Origin of the sequence: uncultured Sphingomonas sp. (assembly GCF_913062585.1) — a bacterium.
In the GTDB taxonomy this organism is placed as follows: Bacteria; Pseudomonadota; Alphaproteobacteria; order Sphingomonadales; family Sphingomonadaceae; genus Sphingomonas.
On sequence record NZ_CAJXWX010000003.1, the window covers coordinates 230,626 to 245,240 of the forward strand.

Sequence of the window (14,615 nt, forward strand, 5' to 3'; positions counted from 1 at the left end):
ACGCCCCTTTTCCAACGTCGACGCGTCGATCAGCTGCGGAACAGCGAGTGCGGGTCGATCACATCGTCATTGTGGCCGATCGAATCGACGTCGCGGCTCGCCTGGTCGCGCTCGGCCCGCAGCGAAGCGAGCAGGGCTTCGCGGTCGCCCTCCAGGCGGGTGTCGGTCGGCTGCGCCTCGGCATTGCCGCCGGTCGCCTTCGCCGCCTTGGCCACCGCCGAGTCCAGCTCGCGCTGGGTGGTCAGGCCCAGCGTCACCGGGTCCTTCGGCGTGATGTTGGCGATGTTCCAGTGGCTGCGATCGCGGATCGCCGCGATCGTCGTGCGGGTCGTGCCGATCAGGTTCGAGATCGCACCGTCCGAGATTTCCGGATGGTTGCGGATGATCCAGGCGATGCCGTCCGGCTTGTCCTGCCGCTTGCTGACCGGCGTGTAGCGCGGGCCCTTGGTACGGCGGACCTGTTCGGGGCCCTTGATCATCTTCATGCGATAATCGGGGTCGGCCTGCGCCTTCTCGATCTCGGTCTGCGCCAGTTCGTGCGCACGGACGGGATCGCGACCGGTCAGCTTGGTGGCGGCCGTGTCGTCGGCGATCGCCTGCACTTCGAGGATATGGAGGCCGCAGAAATCCGCGATCTGCTCGAACGAGAGCGAGGTGTTGTCGACCAGCCAGGAAGCGGTCGCATGGGGCATGAGCGGCTGGGCCACGGGGATCACTCCAGTCGGAAAATAAAAGGGCCGCCCCTCATCGGAGCGGCCGTAGCGGCGGCAAATCTAATGAAAGCTGGTCCCGAGAGCAAGGTGCGGCGCCACAAACTGCCGGGAACATGGACCGATAGACCGTAACACCCCCTTCGTCCAGCCGTTCCCGCCGTTCAGTTGTCGTCGTCGAACCGACCGAAAGGCAGCGATTGCGACGCGAGCCTGCGCACCGCCTGGGTATCCCCGGCGCGCAAGGGATTCAGGATCGCGGCGGCCGCCCGCTGCATGATCCGGTCGAGCGGGGTCGGCACCCCGGCGCGCGCGGCCGCCTCTGCCAGCGTGCGTCCCCGCGGGTCGCGTGGGTCCAGTTCCAGGCGCAACAGCCCCGCCAGCCCCGGGAACAGCGCCCGGTCGCCGCCGAGCGCCACCGCCTTGTCGAGCGCCGAAAAGCCGATGCCGCGCTGTGCCCCGATCGCCGCCCGGCCCATGATGGCACCCAGCTTCTTGACCCCGCCGATATGCCACGCGCCCAGCGCCAACTGTGCTTCGGCATCGCGCGGATTCAGCGTGATCAGCGCCTCGAACTGGTGACGCGCGGCGATCGCGTCGGTGCGATTGCCGGTCAGCTTGGCACGGTAGCCAAGCGCGAGCGCCCGCATCAGCAGCGCTTCATGGTCCTCGGGGGCATGACGCAGCGCAGCGCCCGCGACATTATAGGCCGCCGATACGCGACGCAGCGCGCTGGCCTGGTCGATGTCGGCGAACGACGCCTGGGTCAGGATGTCGCGCGCCGATTGCGCCTGGGCCGGGGCAGCGATCGCACATCCCGCCAGGCCGACCATCATGGTCAGCCCGACCCGACCATAAAGCTGCGCCATTCACATCCCCCCAAAATCCTGCGCCGGGAAACGACCGTTCCGGCCTTTCGATCCGTTGCAATCTTTTGCAACCGGATCAAGCCTCGCACAGGGTCAGGTGTCGAACGTCAGGACGATCTTGCCCAGATGATCGCCCGATTCCATGCGCCGATGCGCATCGGCGACCTGGGCGAGCGGGAAGCTGCGGTCGATGACCGGGCGCAGCCGCCCTTCCTCGACATGCGGCCAGACGATGCGGGCGATTTCGTCGGCGACCATCGCCTTGAACGCCCGGTCGCGCCCGCGCAGCGTCGAGCCGGTCAGGGTCAGGCGGCGGCGCATCACCTCCCAGATCGGGATTTCCGCCTTCGCGCCGCGCTGGACCGCGATCGAGACATGACGGCCATCCTCGGCCAGGCACTGGATATTGCGGGGCAAATAATCGCCCCCGACCATGTCGAGCACGATGTCGACGCCCTTGCCGCCGGTGAAATCCTTGACCGCCTCGACGAAATCCTGCGTCCGGTAATTGATCGCCCGGGCCGCGCCGAGCTTTTCGGCGGCGGCGCATTTGTCGTCCGATCCGGCCGTGACGATCACCGTCAGCCCGAAGATCCGGCCCAGCGCGATCGCCATGGTTCCGATGCCGCTGGTCCCGCCATGGACCAGCAGGGTGTCGCCCTCGCTGGCATAGGCGCGCTCGAACACGTTCGTCCACACGGTGAACAGCGTTTCCGGCAGCGCGGCGGCCTGTATCATCGACAGGCCGTGCGGCACGGGCAGGCAATGCTCGGCGACCGCGACGGCATATTGGGCATAGCCGCCCCCGCCGATCAGCGCACAGACGGGCTGACCCAGCATTTCGGGGCCTACACCCTCGCCCAGCGCGACGATCTCGCCCGCAATCTCCAGCCCCGGAATGGAGGGGGCGCCCGGCGGCGGCGGATAGAGGCCCTGACGCTGCATGACGTCGGGCCGGTTGACCCCGGCAGCCGCGACGCGGATCAGTACTTCGCCCTCGCCCGGCATCGGCGTCGCGCGCTGTATGGGCACCAGCACCTCGGGTCCGCCCGCCGCCTCGGGGTCGATCGCGGTCATCATCTCCGGGACGTCGATCATGCCCCTCACATCGCTATCCGCGTGCACTGATTACCACCCCCTTCGCGAATGTGGCTGTTTGGCACCGTTATTGACATCGGTGGCGACCGGGTCAACGCTGCTTCCCATTATGGAACAGGACGATTCTCCGATCCGCCTTCCCGACAGCCTGACCGCGCTGGTCCAGGCCGATCTCGATCCGCTCTCGCTCGCCGAGCTGGAGACGCGGATCGCGGTGCTGGAGCAGGAGATCGTGCGAACCCGCCGCCACATGGAGCGCGCCGCGCTCCAACGTGCCAGCGCCGACGCGCTCTTCAAGCGGTGACACGGACCGGCCCCTCCCGGCGCATACGCACCGAGGCGGCCACATCATTTTCGTTCGCGCGATACGCTTTGTTCAGCCGCCGCGCGTTACACCCGCTTGATGCCGGGGCCCCGCGTCCCGACATTGGTCGAAACGAGGCGTCAGTCCATGGCGCTTCGGAAGGAGTATCTTAGATGCCATCTTTCGCCCCCGCGCTCGAGACCACGCTTCACAAGGCGCTGGAAGCCGCGACCGTGCGGCGCCACGAATATGCCACGCTGGAGCACCTGCTCCTCGCGCTGATCGACGACGAACATGCCTCCAAGGTCATGGAAGCGTGCCATGTCGACCTGGGCGAGCTGAAGGCGACGGTCGCCCAGTATCTCGACACCGAACTCGACGCGCTCAAGGTCGAGGCGGCGACCGACCCCTCGCCCACCAGCGGGTTCCAGCGCGTCGTGCAGCGCGCGATCCTGCACGTTCAGTCCTCGGGCCGCGACGAAGTGACCGGCGCGAACGTGCTGGTCGCGCTGTTCTCCGAACGCGAATCCTACGCCGTCTATTTCCTGCAGCAGCAGGATATGAGCCGCCTGGATGCCGTCAGCTTCATCAGCCACGGCGTCGGCAAGGGGGGCGCGACCAGCGAATCGACCCCGCCCAAGGGCGTCGAGGAGGAAAAGCCCGCCAAGCCCGCCGAAAAGGGCAAGGCCGAGAGCGCGCTGAAGCAGTTCACCGTCGACCTCAATGAAAAGGCGAAGGCGGGCAAGGTCGATCCGCTGATCGGGCGCGGGCCCGAGGTGGACCGCACCGTCCAGATCCTGTGCCGCCGGTCGAAGAACAACCCGCTCTATGTGGGCGATCCCGGCGTCGGCAAGACCGCCATCGCCGAAGGCCTGGCGCGCAAGATCATCGAGGGCAATGTGCCCGAGGTGCTGCTGAACGCCGTCATCTACTCGCTCGACATGGGCGCCCTCTTGGCGGGCACCCGCTATCGCGGCGATTTCGAGGAGCGGCTGAAGGCGGTCGTCAACGAACTGGAGAAGCTGCCCCACGCGGTCCTCTTCATCGACGAGATCCACACCGTCATCGGCGCGGGCGCGACCAGCGGCGGGGCGATGGATGCGTCGAACCTGCTCAAGCCCGCTCTGTCGGGCGGCACGATCCGCTGCATCGGCTCGACGACCTATAAGGAGTTCCGCAACCACTTCGAGAAGGACCGCGCCCTGCTGCGCCGGTTCCAGAAGATCGACGTGAACGAACCGACGATCGAGGACACGATCAAGATCCTGGCGGGCCTGCGCTCGGCCTTCGAGGATCACCACCAGGTCAAATACACCCCCGATGCGATCAAGTCGGCGGTGGAGCTGTCGGCGCGCTACATCAACGACCGCAAGTTGCCCGACAAGGCGATCGACGTGATCGACGAGGTCGGCGCGATGCAGATGCTGGTGCCGGTCAGCAAGCGCAAGAAGACGATCACGCCCAAGGAGATCGAGGCCGTGATCGCCACCATGGCGCGCATTCCGCCGAAGAGCGTGTCGACCGACGATCGCCAGCAGCTCGAAACGCTGGAGACCGATCTCAAGCGCGTCGTGTTCGGCCAGAATGCGGCGATCGAGAACCTGTCCTCGGCGATCAAGCTGAGCCGCGCAGGGCTTCGTGATCCCGACAAGCCGATCGGCAACTATCTGTTCACCGGCCCCACCGGCGTCGGCAAGACCGAGGTCGCGCGCCAGCTCGCGACGATCCTGGGCATTCCGCTCCAGCGGTTCGACATGTCCGAATATATGGAGCGTCACTCGGTCAGCCGCCTGATCGGTGCCCCTCCCGGCTATGTCGGCTATGACCAGGGTGGTCTGCTGACCGATGCGGTCGATCAGAATCCGCATTCGGTGCTGCTGCTCGACGAGATCGAGAAGGCGCATCCCGATCTGTTCAACATCCTGTTGCAGGTGATGGATAATGGGAAGCTGACCGATCACCACGGCAAGACGGTCGATTTCCGCAACACGATCATCATCATGACGACCAATGCGGGTGCCGCCGACATGGCACGCGAGACGGTCGGGTTCGGCAACCTCACCCGCGAGGGCGAGGATGAGCAGGCCGTGCAGAAGATGTTCACGCCGGAATTCCGCAACCGCCTGGATGCGATCGTGCCCTTCGGCTACCTGCCGCCCGAAGTCGTGGCGCGGGTGGTGGACAAGTTCATCCTCCAGCTCGAACTCCAGCTGGCCGACCGTCACGTCCATATCAGCCTGGACGAAGCGGCGAAGAGCTGGCTCACCGAAAAGGGCTATGACCGCCTGTACGGCGCGCGTCCGATGGGCCGCCTGATCCAGGAGAAGATCAAGCAGCCGCTCGCCGAGGAACTGCTGTTCGGCAAGCTGGTCCATGGCGGCGAGGTGACGGTGAAGATGAAGGACGGCGCGCTGTCCTTCGCGATCGAACCCGCCGCGCCCAAGAAGCCGAAGAAGAAGGGCGGCAAGCCCGCTTCGGTCGACGCGAACTGATACGGATCATCCCATGATCCCATGACAGGGCCGGGTGGCGACACCCGGCCCATTTTTTTGTCGACCAAAGCGCCGTTTGGGGCTCGACCCAACGTATGTTATGACGGCGTTAACCCAATTTTCGTCGTTTTCTAGGCAGATGCGACGTCATGAACGGCATCGGCCCGATCCGATTATGGGTGCTGGCCCTGGCACTGCTCGCGACCGTCTGGCCGTTCGCGGAGGCGCGCGCCCAGATCGGCCAGGCCGTGGCCACCTGTATCAAGCCGATACGCTCCGGCGACCGGGCGGCGGACCTGCTCAAGGAACCACAGCGCTTCGATTGCACGTCAGACCAGTCCTCCTATGGCAGAGGCGATTTCTGGGTCCTGTCGCAACCCCTGCCCCGGCTGGCCGGCGATCCGCGCGAACGGCTGAGCATCGGTTTCGCCAGCACCTGGCAGGATGCGACGGCGCTTCACATCCTGTATGGCGATGGCAGTATCCACCACATCGCCTTCACCAGCGCGACGACCTCGCCCTATCTGCTGCTGGGCGCGATGATCGCGGTGCCGCTGCCGCGCACCGACGCCCGGCCGGTGCGCATCCTGTGGGAAGCCCATGGCGCGGCCAATCTGCGCGGAGTCGTTCGGGGCGCACGACTGCAGCAACATGCCGAGGCGCTCGAGGTCGAGTCCGACCTCAGCCTGCTCTACGGTGCGATCATGGGCATGGTGATTGCGCTCGCCATCTACAATCTCGCGCTCTGGCCTGCGCTGCGCCAGCCGCTCCAGCCCGTCTATTGCCTGCTGCTGTTCTTCATCACCGGCTATGCGCTCTGTTCGTCGGGGTTGATCGGCCAGTGGCTGCCCTGGCTCGACAATAACGAGCGGCATCGCTGGAATGCGATCATGCTGGGCGGCGTCGCGCTGACCATCGTCGTCTTTGCACGGCATTTCTTCGAGCGGGAGGTGTTTCGCGGGTGGCTCGACCGGCTGGCGGTGATCGTCTTCGCGCTGATCGCCATACCCAACATCGCCTTCGCGCTGCTCGCACCGATCTGGATTCGTCCACTGGATGCGGCGGTCGTGGCGGGGTTCGCGGTGCTGCTTGTGTTCCTGATCGCGGTGTTCGTCCAGGCGTGGCGGCGGCGGAGCAATTTCGCCTGGGCCTTCGCGATCGGCTGGGGCACGCCGATCGTGCTCGCCATGCTGCGCGTGCTGAACGCTGCGCACCTGATCCCCTGGCATCCCTGGATCGACCAGTCGACAGTGCTGTCGATGGGCGCCGAGGCGCTGATCGCCAGCCTGGGCGTCGCATATCGCATCTATTTGCTCAGCCGCGAGCGCGACCTGGCGCGCGCCGACGAGCGTGTCGCGCGTCGCCTGGCCGACACCGATCCGCTGACCGGGCTGTATAACCGTCGCGCCTTCATGGATCAGGCGATCGGTCGGGCCGGTGCGCAAACGCTGATCCTGGCGGACATCGACCATTTCAAGCGGATCAACGACACGCTGGGCCATGACGGCGGCGACGAGGTGCTTCGTATCTTTGCCCAGACCCTGACCGGCGCGGTCGCCCCCGACCTGCTGGTTGCCCGGATCGGCGGCGAGGAGTTCGCCTTGCTCGTCGATGCGCAGCGCGCCCCCGATACCGAGGCCTTGCTCACGCGCCTGCGCGCCGCAACCTATCCATCGGGACTGAAGGTCACCGCCAGCCTGGGCCTGTGCACCGGGCCGATGCAGGACGAATCGGACTGGCGCCGTCTGTATCGCGAAGCCGACCAGGCGCTGTTCGCCGCAAAAGACGGCGGCCGTGACCGCGCCTGCTGGGGCGTGGCGATCGACATGCCGCCGCTGACCGCCCCGCTCTTGCCCCCTTCCCGCGCCAAGCGTACCATAAGCGGGGGGAGAAAAGCTTTTGCGCGAACGGCGGATCATGACGGCGGGACTGGTGCTGGCCCTGATCGCCCTCGCCTATCGCCATCCGACGGCCGACATCCGCCTGATCACCCATGACCTGACCGATCGCTCGCCCCACCGCGTGCAGGCCGCGATCGACCTGGGCGTGTTCGGCGTCTCGTTTCTCTACACCTGGACGGTGAACCGGCTTCGGTAAGCGCGACGCTGCTTGCGCGGGTCGCGGGCCTGCCCCATAGCGGCGTCATGGATACGCCCATCGAAGAACTGACGTTCGAGGACGCCCTCAAGGAACTGGAGAGGATCGTCGGCCGACTGGAAAGCGGCGAAGCGACGCTCGACGAATCGATCCGCCTCTATGAGCGCGGCGATCGTCTGCGCCAGCGCTGCGCCGAACGGCTCGACGCGGCCCAGGCCCGGATCGAGGCGATCCGCCTGGATGCCGAGGGCAAGGCCGCCGGCACCCGCCCGTTCCAGGCAGGTTGAGGCGTGACGCTCACCGCCACGAACCTGGGCGATGCCCTGTCGGAAGTCGCCGAGGATATCGACGCACGCTTTGCCGAGCTGCTCGCCGATCCGGGCGATCCGCGCGCCTCGCTCTATGCCGCCATGCGCCATGCCGCGATCGGCGGCGGCAAGCGGCTGCGCCCGCTGCTCGTCTTCGCCACCGCGCATCTGTTCGCGGTCGACCGTGATTGCGCAGGCTGGGTCGCGACCGCATTGGAGGCGATCCACGTCTATTCGCTGATCCATGACGATCTGCCCGCGATGGACGATGACGATATGCGGCGCGGCAAACCGACCGTGCACAAGGCGTTCGACGAGGCGACCGCGATCCTGGCGGGCGACTGCCTGCACGCACTGGCCTTCGAGATCCTGGCGGATCCGGCGACCCATCCCGATCCGTTCGTGCGGTCCGAACTGATCCTCGACCTCGCCCGCGCATCCGGCCCCAGCGGCATGGCGGGCGGACAACAGATGGACCTGGAGGCCGAGCGGCAGGTCTTCGACCTCGCCACCGTCACCCGGCTTCAGCAGATGAAGACCGGCGCGCTGATCTGCGCCGCGGTCGAGGCGGGCGCGATCCTGGGCCGCGTGGCGCCCGAGGGGCGCACGCACCTGCGCGGCTATGCGCATGACTTGGGGCTCGCCTTCCAGATCGCCGACGACCTGCTCGATGCCGAAGGCGACGAGGCGGCGGCAGGCAAGAAGCTGCGCAAGGATCAGGATGCGGGCAAGGCGACCTTCCTCAGCCTGCTCGGCGTCGAACGCGCGAGAGAGCAGTGCCGGATGCTGGTCGCCCAGGCGATAGAGCACTTACGCGATTACGGCCCCGAGGCGGACCTGCTCCGCGCCATCGCCGCTTATGTGGTGGAGCGTGACCGATGACCCGGATCGGCGTCTATCCCGGCACCTTCGACCCTGTGACCTTGGGTCATATGGACATCATCCGGCGCGGCGCGAAGCTGGTCGACCGGCTGGTGATCGGCGTCACCACCAACCCGTCCAAGTCGCCCATGTTCACGCTGGGCGAACGGATGGAGATGGTCCGGCGCGAAGTGGCGGACGTGGCTGGCGAGATTCATGTCGTCGCCTTCGATTCGCTGCTGATGGACTTTGCCGAGCGCGAAGGGGCGAAGGTCATCGTCCGGGGTCTGCGCGCGGTCGCCGACTTTGAATATGAATATCAGATGGCGGGCATGAACCAGCAGATCAATCCGCGGGTCGAGACCGTCTTCCTGATGGCCGATGTCGCGCTGCAGCCGATCGCCAGCCGTTTGGTCAAGGAAATCGCGATCTATGGCGGCAACATCGCCAAGTTCGTGACGCCTGCGGTCTGCGCCGATGTCGTCGAACGGGTCGAGAAGATCGGGCGGAAGGGGTCCTGACCTTATTCCTCCCCTGCAAGGGGAGGGGGACCATCCGCAGGATGGTGGAGGGGTGTCCCCCTATCGAGAGCGGGACACCCCTCCGTCAGGGCTTGGCCCTGCCACCTCCCCTTGCAGGGGAGGAAAAAAGAGGCGCGAAGGTTCAGATTGGCGCAAGGGGCGATTTGCTCTACAGCCTCCCCCATTCCTTCCCTTGTCGTAGAGATATGATGCGCGTTTTCGCCGCTCTTGCCATGATGATGGCCTGCCTGGTCGCCGTTCCGGCACAGGCGCAGAAACAGTCCCAGAATCCGCCCAAGTTCAGCTCGCCCGCCAAGGCCGCGCAGGTGCTGGAGGACAATGTCACCGGGCGCACCACCCCGCCGCCGGTGACCGACAAGGAAAATCTCTGGCTGCTCGACCTGTCGACCGGCGGCCGGGTGACCATCTGGCTGCGCCCCGACGTCGCGCCCAAGATGGTCGAGCGGATCAAGACGCTGACCCGCCAGCATTTCTATGACGGCCTGACCTTTCACCGCGTGATCGACGGCTTCATGGCGCAGGGCGGCGATCCCAAGGGCGACGGGACCGGCGGATCGTCGCTGCCCAACGTGCCGGCCGAGTTCAACTATCTGCCGCATGTTCGCGGGTCGGTTGCCGCCGCGCGAGCCGACGATCCGAACAGCGCGAACAGCCAGTTCTATATCGTCTTCCAGCCGCGTTTCGCGCTCGACAAGAAGTATACGGTGTTCGGCCGGGTGATCGACGGCATGCAATATGTCGATGCGATCGAACGCGGCGAGCCGCCCGCGAATCCGAGCCGGATCATCCATGCCTATGTCGCGGCGGACAATCCCCCGGCCTATGTGCCGATGGCCCCGGCGCCCACCCCCAATCTGGGTGCGCCGGTGACCCTGCCGGGCGCGACCCTGAAGCCCGTCACCATCACCCCAGCGCGCCGCCCGGCCCCCAAGGCGGCTCCGGCCAAGAAGGCGGCGACGGCCACCAAGTGAACGTAGATCTGTTCGACTTCGCGCTGCCGCCCGAGCGGATCGCGCTATACCCGGCATCCCCGCGCGATTCGGCGCGGATGCTGGTCCTGGACGGCAACGCCACCCGTGACGAACGGGTGAGCGACCTGCCCACGGCGCTGCGCCCCGGCGACCTGCTGGTCTTCAACGATACCCGCGTCATCCCCGCCCAGCTGGAAGGCGTGCGGGGCGAGGCGCGGGTCGGCGCGACGCTGCACAAGCGAGAGGGCACGCGTCGCTGGCGTGCCTTCATCCGCAACGCCAAGCGCCTGCGCGACGGCGACGTGATCGACTTCGGCGCCGGCGTCAGCGCGACCGCGCGCGACCGGGCCGAGGATGGCAGCTTCGCGCTCGACTTCGCCGGCGACGAGCCGGTCGAACTGCTGCTGGAGCGGGCGGGCACCATGCCCCTGCCCCCCTATATCGCGCAGAAGCGGGGCGTGACCGAGAAGGACGCCGACGACTATCAGACGATGTTCGCCAACGAGCCTGGCGCGGTCGCGGCCCCCACGGCGGCGTTGCACTTCACGCCCGGCCTGCTGGACTCGCTGGCGGCGGCGGGGATCGAACATGCCACGCTGACCCTGCATGTCGGCGCGGGCACCTTCCTGCCGGTCAAGGCGGACGATACCGTCGATCACAAAATGCACGCCGAATGGGGTCGCATCGACGCCGCCACCGCCGACCGGCTGAACGCCGTCAAGGCACGCGGCGGCCGGGTGATCGCGGTCGGCACCACCTCGCTGCGGCTGATCGAGAGCGCGGCTGGAGAGGACGGCGTGATCCGTCCGTTCGAGGGCGACACGGCCATCTTCATCACGCCCGGCTATCGCTTTCGCGGGATCGACGGGCTGATGACCAATTTCCACCTGCCGCGCTCGACCCTGTTCATGCTGGTTTCGGCTTTGATGGGCCTGGAGCGGATGCAGGCGGCCTATGCCCATGCAATCGCGCAAGAATATCGCTTCTACAGCTATGGCGACGCCTCGCTGTTGCTGCCTGGGCCACGCGCATGATCCTGCTGGCGCTGCTGCTGCAGGCGGCGACGCCGGGCACCAACGAGACGGTGACCGTCACCGCCCGTCCCAAGCCATTCGCGCAGACGCCGGCCACCATGGTGGTCGAGCCGGTCGCGATGATGATCGCGGCCTTCGACGCGGACGGCGACGGCAAGACCACCCGCGAGGAGATGGAGGCCGGGGTCAAGCGATCCTACGACCTGATCGACGTGAACCATCAGGGCTCGATCGGCTATCTCCAGTTCGCCGACTGGGCGGAGCGCTGGCTGGGCGACCGCAACGCGCTGCCCAGTCCGTTCGACGTCGACAAGGGCAGCGACAACCGCATCACCCTGGCCGAGTTGCAGGCGCATTTCTCGCGCCTGTTCTCGCGCTTCGACCGCGATCATGACGGCGCGATCAGCCGGCCTGAGGCGCTGACCATCCGCACCATTCCCGCCGACGCCAATGGCCCTACCGGCCCGCTCGCGCCCCGAGACAGAAAATAATGACCGCCCGCTTTTCCTTCGCCATCCACGCCACCGACGGCCGCGCCCGTACCGGCACCATCACCATGAAGCGCGGCGAAATCCGCACGCCCGCCTTCATGCCCGTCGGCACCGCCGCCACCGTCAAGGCGATGAAGCCCGGCGATGTGCGCGCCAGCGGGGCAGACATCATCCTGGGCAACACCTATCACCTGATGCTGCGTCCCGGCGCGGAGCGGGTGAACCGGCTGGGCGGGCTGCACGGCTTCATGGGCTGGGACCGGCCGATCCTGACCGACTCGGGTGGCTATCAGGTGATGAGCCTGGCCGAGCTGACCAAGCGGTCCGAGGACGGCGTGGCGTTCAAGAGCCATCTCGACGGCACCCGCCACCTGCTCAGCCCCGAACGCTCGATCGAGATTCAGCGGCTGCTCGGCTCCAACATCGTCATGGCGTTCGACGAGCTGGTCCCGACCACCTCGACCCGCGAGGTACAGGCAAGCGCGATGGAACGCTCGATGCGCTGGGCCAAGCGCAGCCGCGACGCCTTCGACGCAGGGGGTCAACATGCCGAGGATAATGCGATTTTCGGCATCCAGCAGGGTGCGCTGGACGAAGGGTTCCGCAAATCGTCCGCCGACGCGCTGATCGACATCGGCTTCGACGGTTATGCGATCGGCGGCCTGGCGGTCGGCGAGGGGCAGGAGGCGATGTTCGGTTGCCTCGATTTCGCGCCGGGCCAGCTTCCCGCCAGCAAGCCACGCTATCTGATGGGTGTGGGCAAGCCGACCGATATCGTGGGTGCCGTGGAGCGCGGGGTCGACATGTTCGACTGCGTGCTGCCGACGCGTTCGGGCCGGACGGGACAGGCCTTTACGCGGCAGGGTCCGATCAACATCCGCAATGCGCGCTTCGCCGAGGATCAGGGTCCGCTCGACCCCGCCTGTGGTTGTCCGGTGTGTTCGACCTGGAGCCGCGCCTATCTCCACCACCTGGTCCGCGCGGGCGAAATCCTGGGTGCGATGCTGATGACCGAGCATAATATCTGGTTCTATCAGCAGATGATGGCCGATCTGCGCGCCGCGATTTCCGAAGGCCGCCTCACGGCCTTTGCGGACGACTTGCGGGCGCGCTACGCTGCGGGACAGTAGGAGAGTAACCATGACCGATCACGCCGAAGACACCCCCAACGAAATCCTGGCCGCCGCCAAGGAAGCCAAGGATCACGCCGTCGCCGCCGCCGAAGCGACCGCAGAGTCCATCAAGGACAAGACGCGCAATTGGCCGCTGGGCAAGATCGGGCTGGGCGTCGGCATCGGTTCGGCCGCGATCGCCGCCGCCGTGATGTACGGCACGCGCAACAAGTCCAAGTAATCCGCACTTCATAAAGAGGGTCTTCATGCGCCTTTTCCGTGCCGCGCTTCTGCTCGGCGTCGCCGCCCTTCCCTCGCTGGCGGGGGCACAGACCGCTGCTTCAGCGCGCACGGAAAGCGTAAAGCCGATCGCCTTCACCACGCGCACCCTGCCCAACGGGCTGCGCGTCTATGCCATCCGCGACACGACGACGCCCAACGTCTCGGTCCAGGTGTGGTATGATGTCGGGTCGAAGGACGATCCCAAGGGCCGCTCGGGCTTTGCGCACATGTTCGAGCATCTGATGTTCAAGGCGACGAAGAACCTCGTCCCCGAACAGATGGACCGCCTGACCGAGGATGTCGGCGGCTATAACAACGCCTCCACCGCCGACGATTATACCAATTATTTCGAGGTGGTGCCCGCCAACCATCTCCAGCGCCTGCTCTTCGCCGAGGCGGACCGCATGGCCGCCCTGGTGGTCGAGCCCAAGAGCTTCGCCAGCGAGCGCGACGTGGTGAAGGAGGAGCTGCGCCAGCGCACCCTCGCCCAGCCCTATGGCAAGCTGTTCTCCATCTATTACCCCAAGCTCGCCTATTCGGTGCACCCCTATGCGCGGCCCGGCATCGGCAGCCTGGAGGAACTGGAATCGGCGGGCATCGACGATGTCCGCGCCTTCCACGCCACCTATTACCGGCCGGACAATGCAGTGCTGGTCGTGTCGGGCAATTTCGATCCCGAACAGCTGAACCACTGGGTCAACCAGTATTTCGGCGGCATCAAGCGCCCCATGGGTCCGATCCCGCGCGTGACGGTGCAGGAACCGCCGCGGGAGCAAGCGATCGCCCGGACGGTCTATGACGCCAATGTGCCGCTTCCGGCCGTCCTCATCAGCTATCATGTACCCCCCGAGCGCAGCGCCGACATGCCCGCTCTCATGGTGCTGAACGCCATTCTCTCATCGGGCGAAAGCTCGCGGCTGTACGAGGATCTGGTTTACTGCGACCAGCTGGCGCAGTCGGCCTCGACCTTCCTCGACACCAAGCAGTCGACCGGCAATCTGGTCGTCTATGCGATGATGGCGGGCGGCAAGCCGGTCGCCGAGGGCGAGGCGGCGCTGAAGAAGGAAATCGCCCGGCTGCGCGATACGCCCGTCTCGGCCGCCGAACTGGCCGAGGCGAAGAACGAGCTGCTGACGAGCGCGCTCAAGCAGCGCGAAACCGCCGAGGGCAAGGCCAGCCTGATCGCCAACAGCGTCATCGTCGACGGCGATCCCACCGCTGCCGATCGCCAGATCGCCGCGGTCCAGACCGTCACCGCCGCCGACATCCAGCGGGTGGCCCGCGCCTATCTGAAGGACAGCCAGAGCGCGACCATCCGCTATCTGCCCGAATCGGATCGTCCGGTTAATGTCCGCGAGATGCCGATCGAGATCGCCCCGACGGTCCAGGTCGCGGCCCTCACCCCGCCCGCCCATATCGACGTGGTGACGCCCGCGCCCGAGGG

The 14,615-nt window shown here is 66.5% G+C and carries 16 protein-coding genes; 13 read left to right on the forward strand and 3 right to left on the reverse strand.

The genetic code is table 11. From position 1 onward, the window contains the following. Nucleotides 1–29: 29 nt before the first annotated feature. From QZ546_RS04500 to QZ546_RS04510, 3 genes are all read right to left on the reverse strand, one after another. Nucleotides 30–707: a DUF1013 domain-containing protein gene (locus QZ546_RS04500; protein WP_294235199.1), complete on the reverse strand. Its 678-nt coding sequence runs from the start codon at nt 705–707 to the stop codon at nt 30–32. A gap of 167 nt (nt 708–874) precedes the next feature. Next, complete coding sequence (locus tag QZ546_RS04505; RefSeq protein ID WP_294235201.1) at nt 875–1,579, reverse strand: hypothetical protein; 705 nt, start codon at nt 1,577–1,579, stop codon at nt 875–877. Between the two features lie 93 nt (nt 1,580–1,672). Further along, complete coding sequence (locus tag QZ546_RS04510) at nt 1,673–2,677, reverse strand: NAD(P)H-quinone oxidoreductase (RefSeq protein WP_294235203.1); 1,005 nt, start codon at nt 2,675–2,677, stop codon at nt 1,673–1,675. 109 nt (nt 2,678–2,786) lie between these two features. Between QZ546_RS04510 and QZ546_RS04515 the strand changes: the two genes are divergently transcribed. The 13 genes from QZ546_RS04515 to QZ546_RS04575 form a co-directional block, all read left to right on the forward strand. Beyond that, the gene (locus QZ546_RS04515; protein WP_294235205.1) at nt 2,787–2,981 is read left to right on the forward strand and encodes a DUF1192 domain-containing protein; all 195 of its coding nucleotides are present in this window, start codon (nt 2,787–2,789) and stop codon (nt 2,979–2,981) included. Nucleotides 2,982–3,154: 173 nt separating this feature from the next. Continuing rightward, nucleotides 3,155–5,473, forward strand: coding sequence for an ATP-dependent Clp protease ATP-binding subunit ClpA (gene clpA / locus QZ546_RS04520; protein WP_294235207.1), 2,319 nt, complete (start codon nt 3,155–3,157; stop codon nt 5,471–5,473). A 149-nt stretch (nt 5,474–5,622) separates the two neighbouring features. After that, nucleotides 5,623–7,470 (forward strand): diguanylate cyclase, encoded by a 1,848-nt coding sequence (locus QZ546_RS04525; RefSeq protein ID WP_294235209.1) that lies wholly within the window; start codon nt 5,623–5,625, stop codon nt 7,468–7,470. Next, entirely contained in the window at nt 7,391–7,570 is a 180-nt protein-coding gene (locus QZ546_RS04530; RefSeq protein ID WP_294235211.1) for a hypothetical protein, read from the forward strand. The genes QZ546_RS04525 and QZ546_RS04530 overlap by 80 nt, the downstream gene beginning before the upstream one ends. Before the next feature lie 47 nt (nt 7,571–7,617). Then, a complete protein-coding gene (locus QZ546_RS04535; protein WP_007406073.1) occupies nt 7,618–7,857 on the forward strand; it encodes an exodeoxyribonuclease VII small subunit in 240 nt (79 codons plus the stop codon). 3 nt (nt 7,858–7,860) lie between these two features. Then, nucleotides 7,861–8,760, forward strand: a complete 900-nt coding sequence (locus QZ546_RS04540) for a polyprenyl synthetase family protein (protein WP_294235215.1) — start codon at nt 7,861–7,863, stop codon at nt 8,758–8,760. After that, nucleotides 8,757–9,260 carry a pantetheine-phosphate adenylyltransferase gene (gene coaD / locus QZ546_RS04545; protein ID WP_294235217.1) on the forward strand — a complete coding sequence of 168 codons (504 nt, stop codon included), beginning with the start codon at nt 8,757–8,759 and terminating at the stop codon, nt 9,258–9,260. Before QZ546_RS04540 ends, coaD begins: the two co-directional genes overlap by 4 nt. Before the next feature lie 209 nt (nt 9,261–9,469). Then, entirely contained in the window at nt 9,470–10,252 is a 783-nt protein-coding gene (locus tag QZ546_RS04550) for a peptidylprolyl isomerase (RefSeq protein WP_294235263.1), read from the forward strand. Then, the gene (queA, locus tag QZ546_RS04555; RefSeq protein ID WP_294235219.1) at nt 10,249–11,286 is read left to right on the forward strand and encodes a tRNA preQ1(34) S-adenosylmethionine ribosyltransferase-isomerase QueA; all 1,038 of its coding nucleotides are present in this window, start codon (nt 10,249–10,251) and stop codon (nt 11,284–11,286) included. The genes QZ546_RS04550 and queA overlap by 4 nt, the downstream gene beginning before the upstream one ends. Continuing rightward, complete coding sequence (locus QZ546_RS04560; RefSeq protein WP_294235221.1) at nt 11,283–11,777, forward strand: EF-hand domain-containing protein; 495 nt, start codon at nt 11,283–11,285, stop codon at nt 11,775–11,777. The genes queA and QZ546_RS04560 overlap by 4 nt, the downstream gene beginning before the upstream one ends. Further along, a complete protein-coding gene (gene tgt, locus QZ546_RS04565; protein ID WP_294235223.1) occupies nt 11,777–12,907 on the forward strand; it encodes a tRNA guanosine(34) transglycosylase Tgt in 1,131 nt (376 codons plus the stop codon). The genes QZ546_RS04560 and tgt overlap by 1 nt, the downstream gene beginning before the upstream one ends. Before the next feature lie 10 nt (nt 12,908–12,917). Further along, complete coding sequence (locus tag QZ546_RS04570; protein WP_294235225.1) at nt 12,918–13,130, forward strand: hypothetical protein; 213 nt, start codon at nt 12,918–12,920, stop codon at nt 13,128–13,130. Between the two features lie 25 nt (nt 13,131–13,155). Continuing rightward, nucleotides 13,156–14,615, forward strand: a 1,460-nt coding sequence (locus tag QZ546_RS04575) for a pitrilysin family protein (RefSeq protein ID WP_294235227.1), incomplete at its 3' end; no start/stop codon positions are given.

What these genes read in the sequence shown, in the direction of transcription:
- QZ546_RS04535 (WP_007406073.1), top strand. Translation starts at nt 7,618, where the DNA reads ATGGATACGCCCATCGAAGAACTGACGTTCGAGGACGCCCTCAAGGAA.
- QZ546_RS04570 (WP_294235225.1), top strand. Translation starts at nt 12,918, where the DNA reads ATGACCGATCACGCCGAAGACACCCCCAACGAAATCCTGGCCGCCGCC.
- QZ546_RS04560 (WP_294235221.1), top strand. Translation starts at nt 11,283, where the DNA reads ATGATCCTGCTGGCGCTGCTGCTGCAGGCGGCGACGCCGGGCACCAAC.
- clpA (WP_294235207.1), top strand. Translation starts at nt 3,155, where the DNA reads ATGCCATCTTTCGCCCCCGCGCTCGAGACCACGCTTCACAAGGCGCTG.
- coaD (WP_294235217.1), top strand. Translation starts at nt 8,757, where the DNA reads ATGACCCGGATCGGCGTCTATCCCGGCACCTTCGACCCTGTGACCTTG.
- QZ546_RS04515 (WP_294235205.1), top strand. Translation starts at nt 2,787, where the DNA reads ATGGAACAGGACGATTCTCCGATCCGCCTTCCCGACAGCCTGACCGCG.
- QZ546_RS04530 (WP_294235211.1), top strand. Translation starts at nt 7,391, where the DNA reads ATGACGGCGGGACTGGTGCTGGCCCTGATCGCCCTCGCCTATCGCCAT.
- QZ546_RS04510 (WP_294235203.1), bottom strand. Translation starts at nt 2,677, where the DNA reads ATGATCGACGTCCCGGAGATGATGACCGCGATCGACCCCGAGGCGGCG.
- tgt (WP_294235223.1), top strand. Translation starts at nt 11,777, where the DNA reads ATGACCGCCCGCTTTTCCTTCGCCATCCACGCCACCGACGGCCGCGCC.
- QZ546_RS04550 (WP_294235263.1), top strand. Translation starts at nt 9,470, where the DNA reads ATGCGCGTTTTCGCCGCTCTTGCCATGATGATGGCCTGCCTGGTCGCC.
- QZ546_RS04525 (WP_294235209.1), top strand. Translation starts at nt 5,623, where the DNA reads ATGAACGGCATCGGCCCGATCCGATTATGGGTGCTGGCCCTGGCACTG.
- QZ546_RS04505 (WP_294235201.1), bottom strand. Translation starts at nt 1,579, where the DNA reads ATGGCGCAGCTTTATGGTCGGGTCGGGCTGACCATGATGGTCGGCCTG.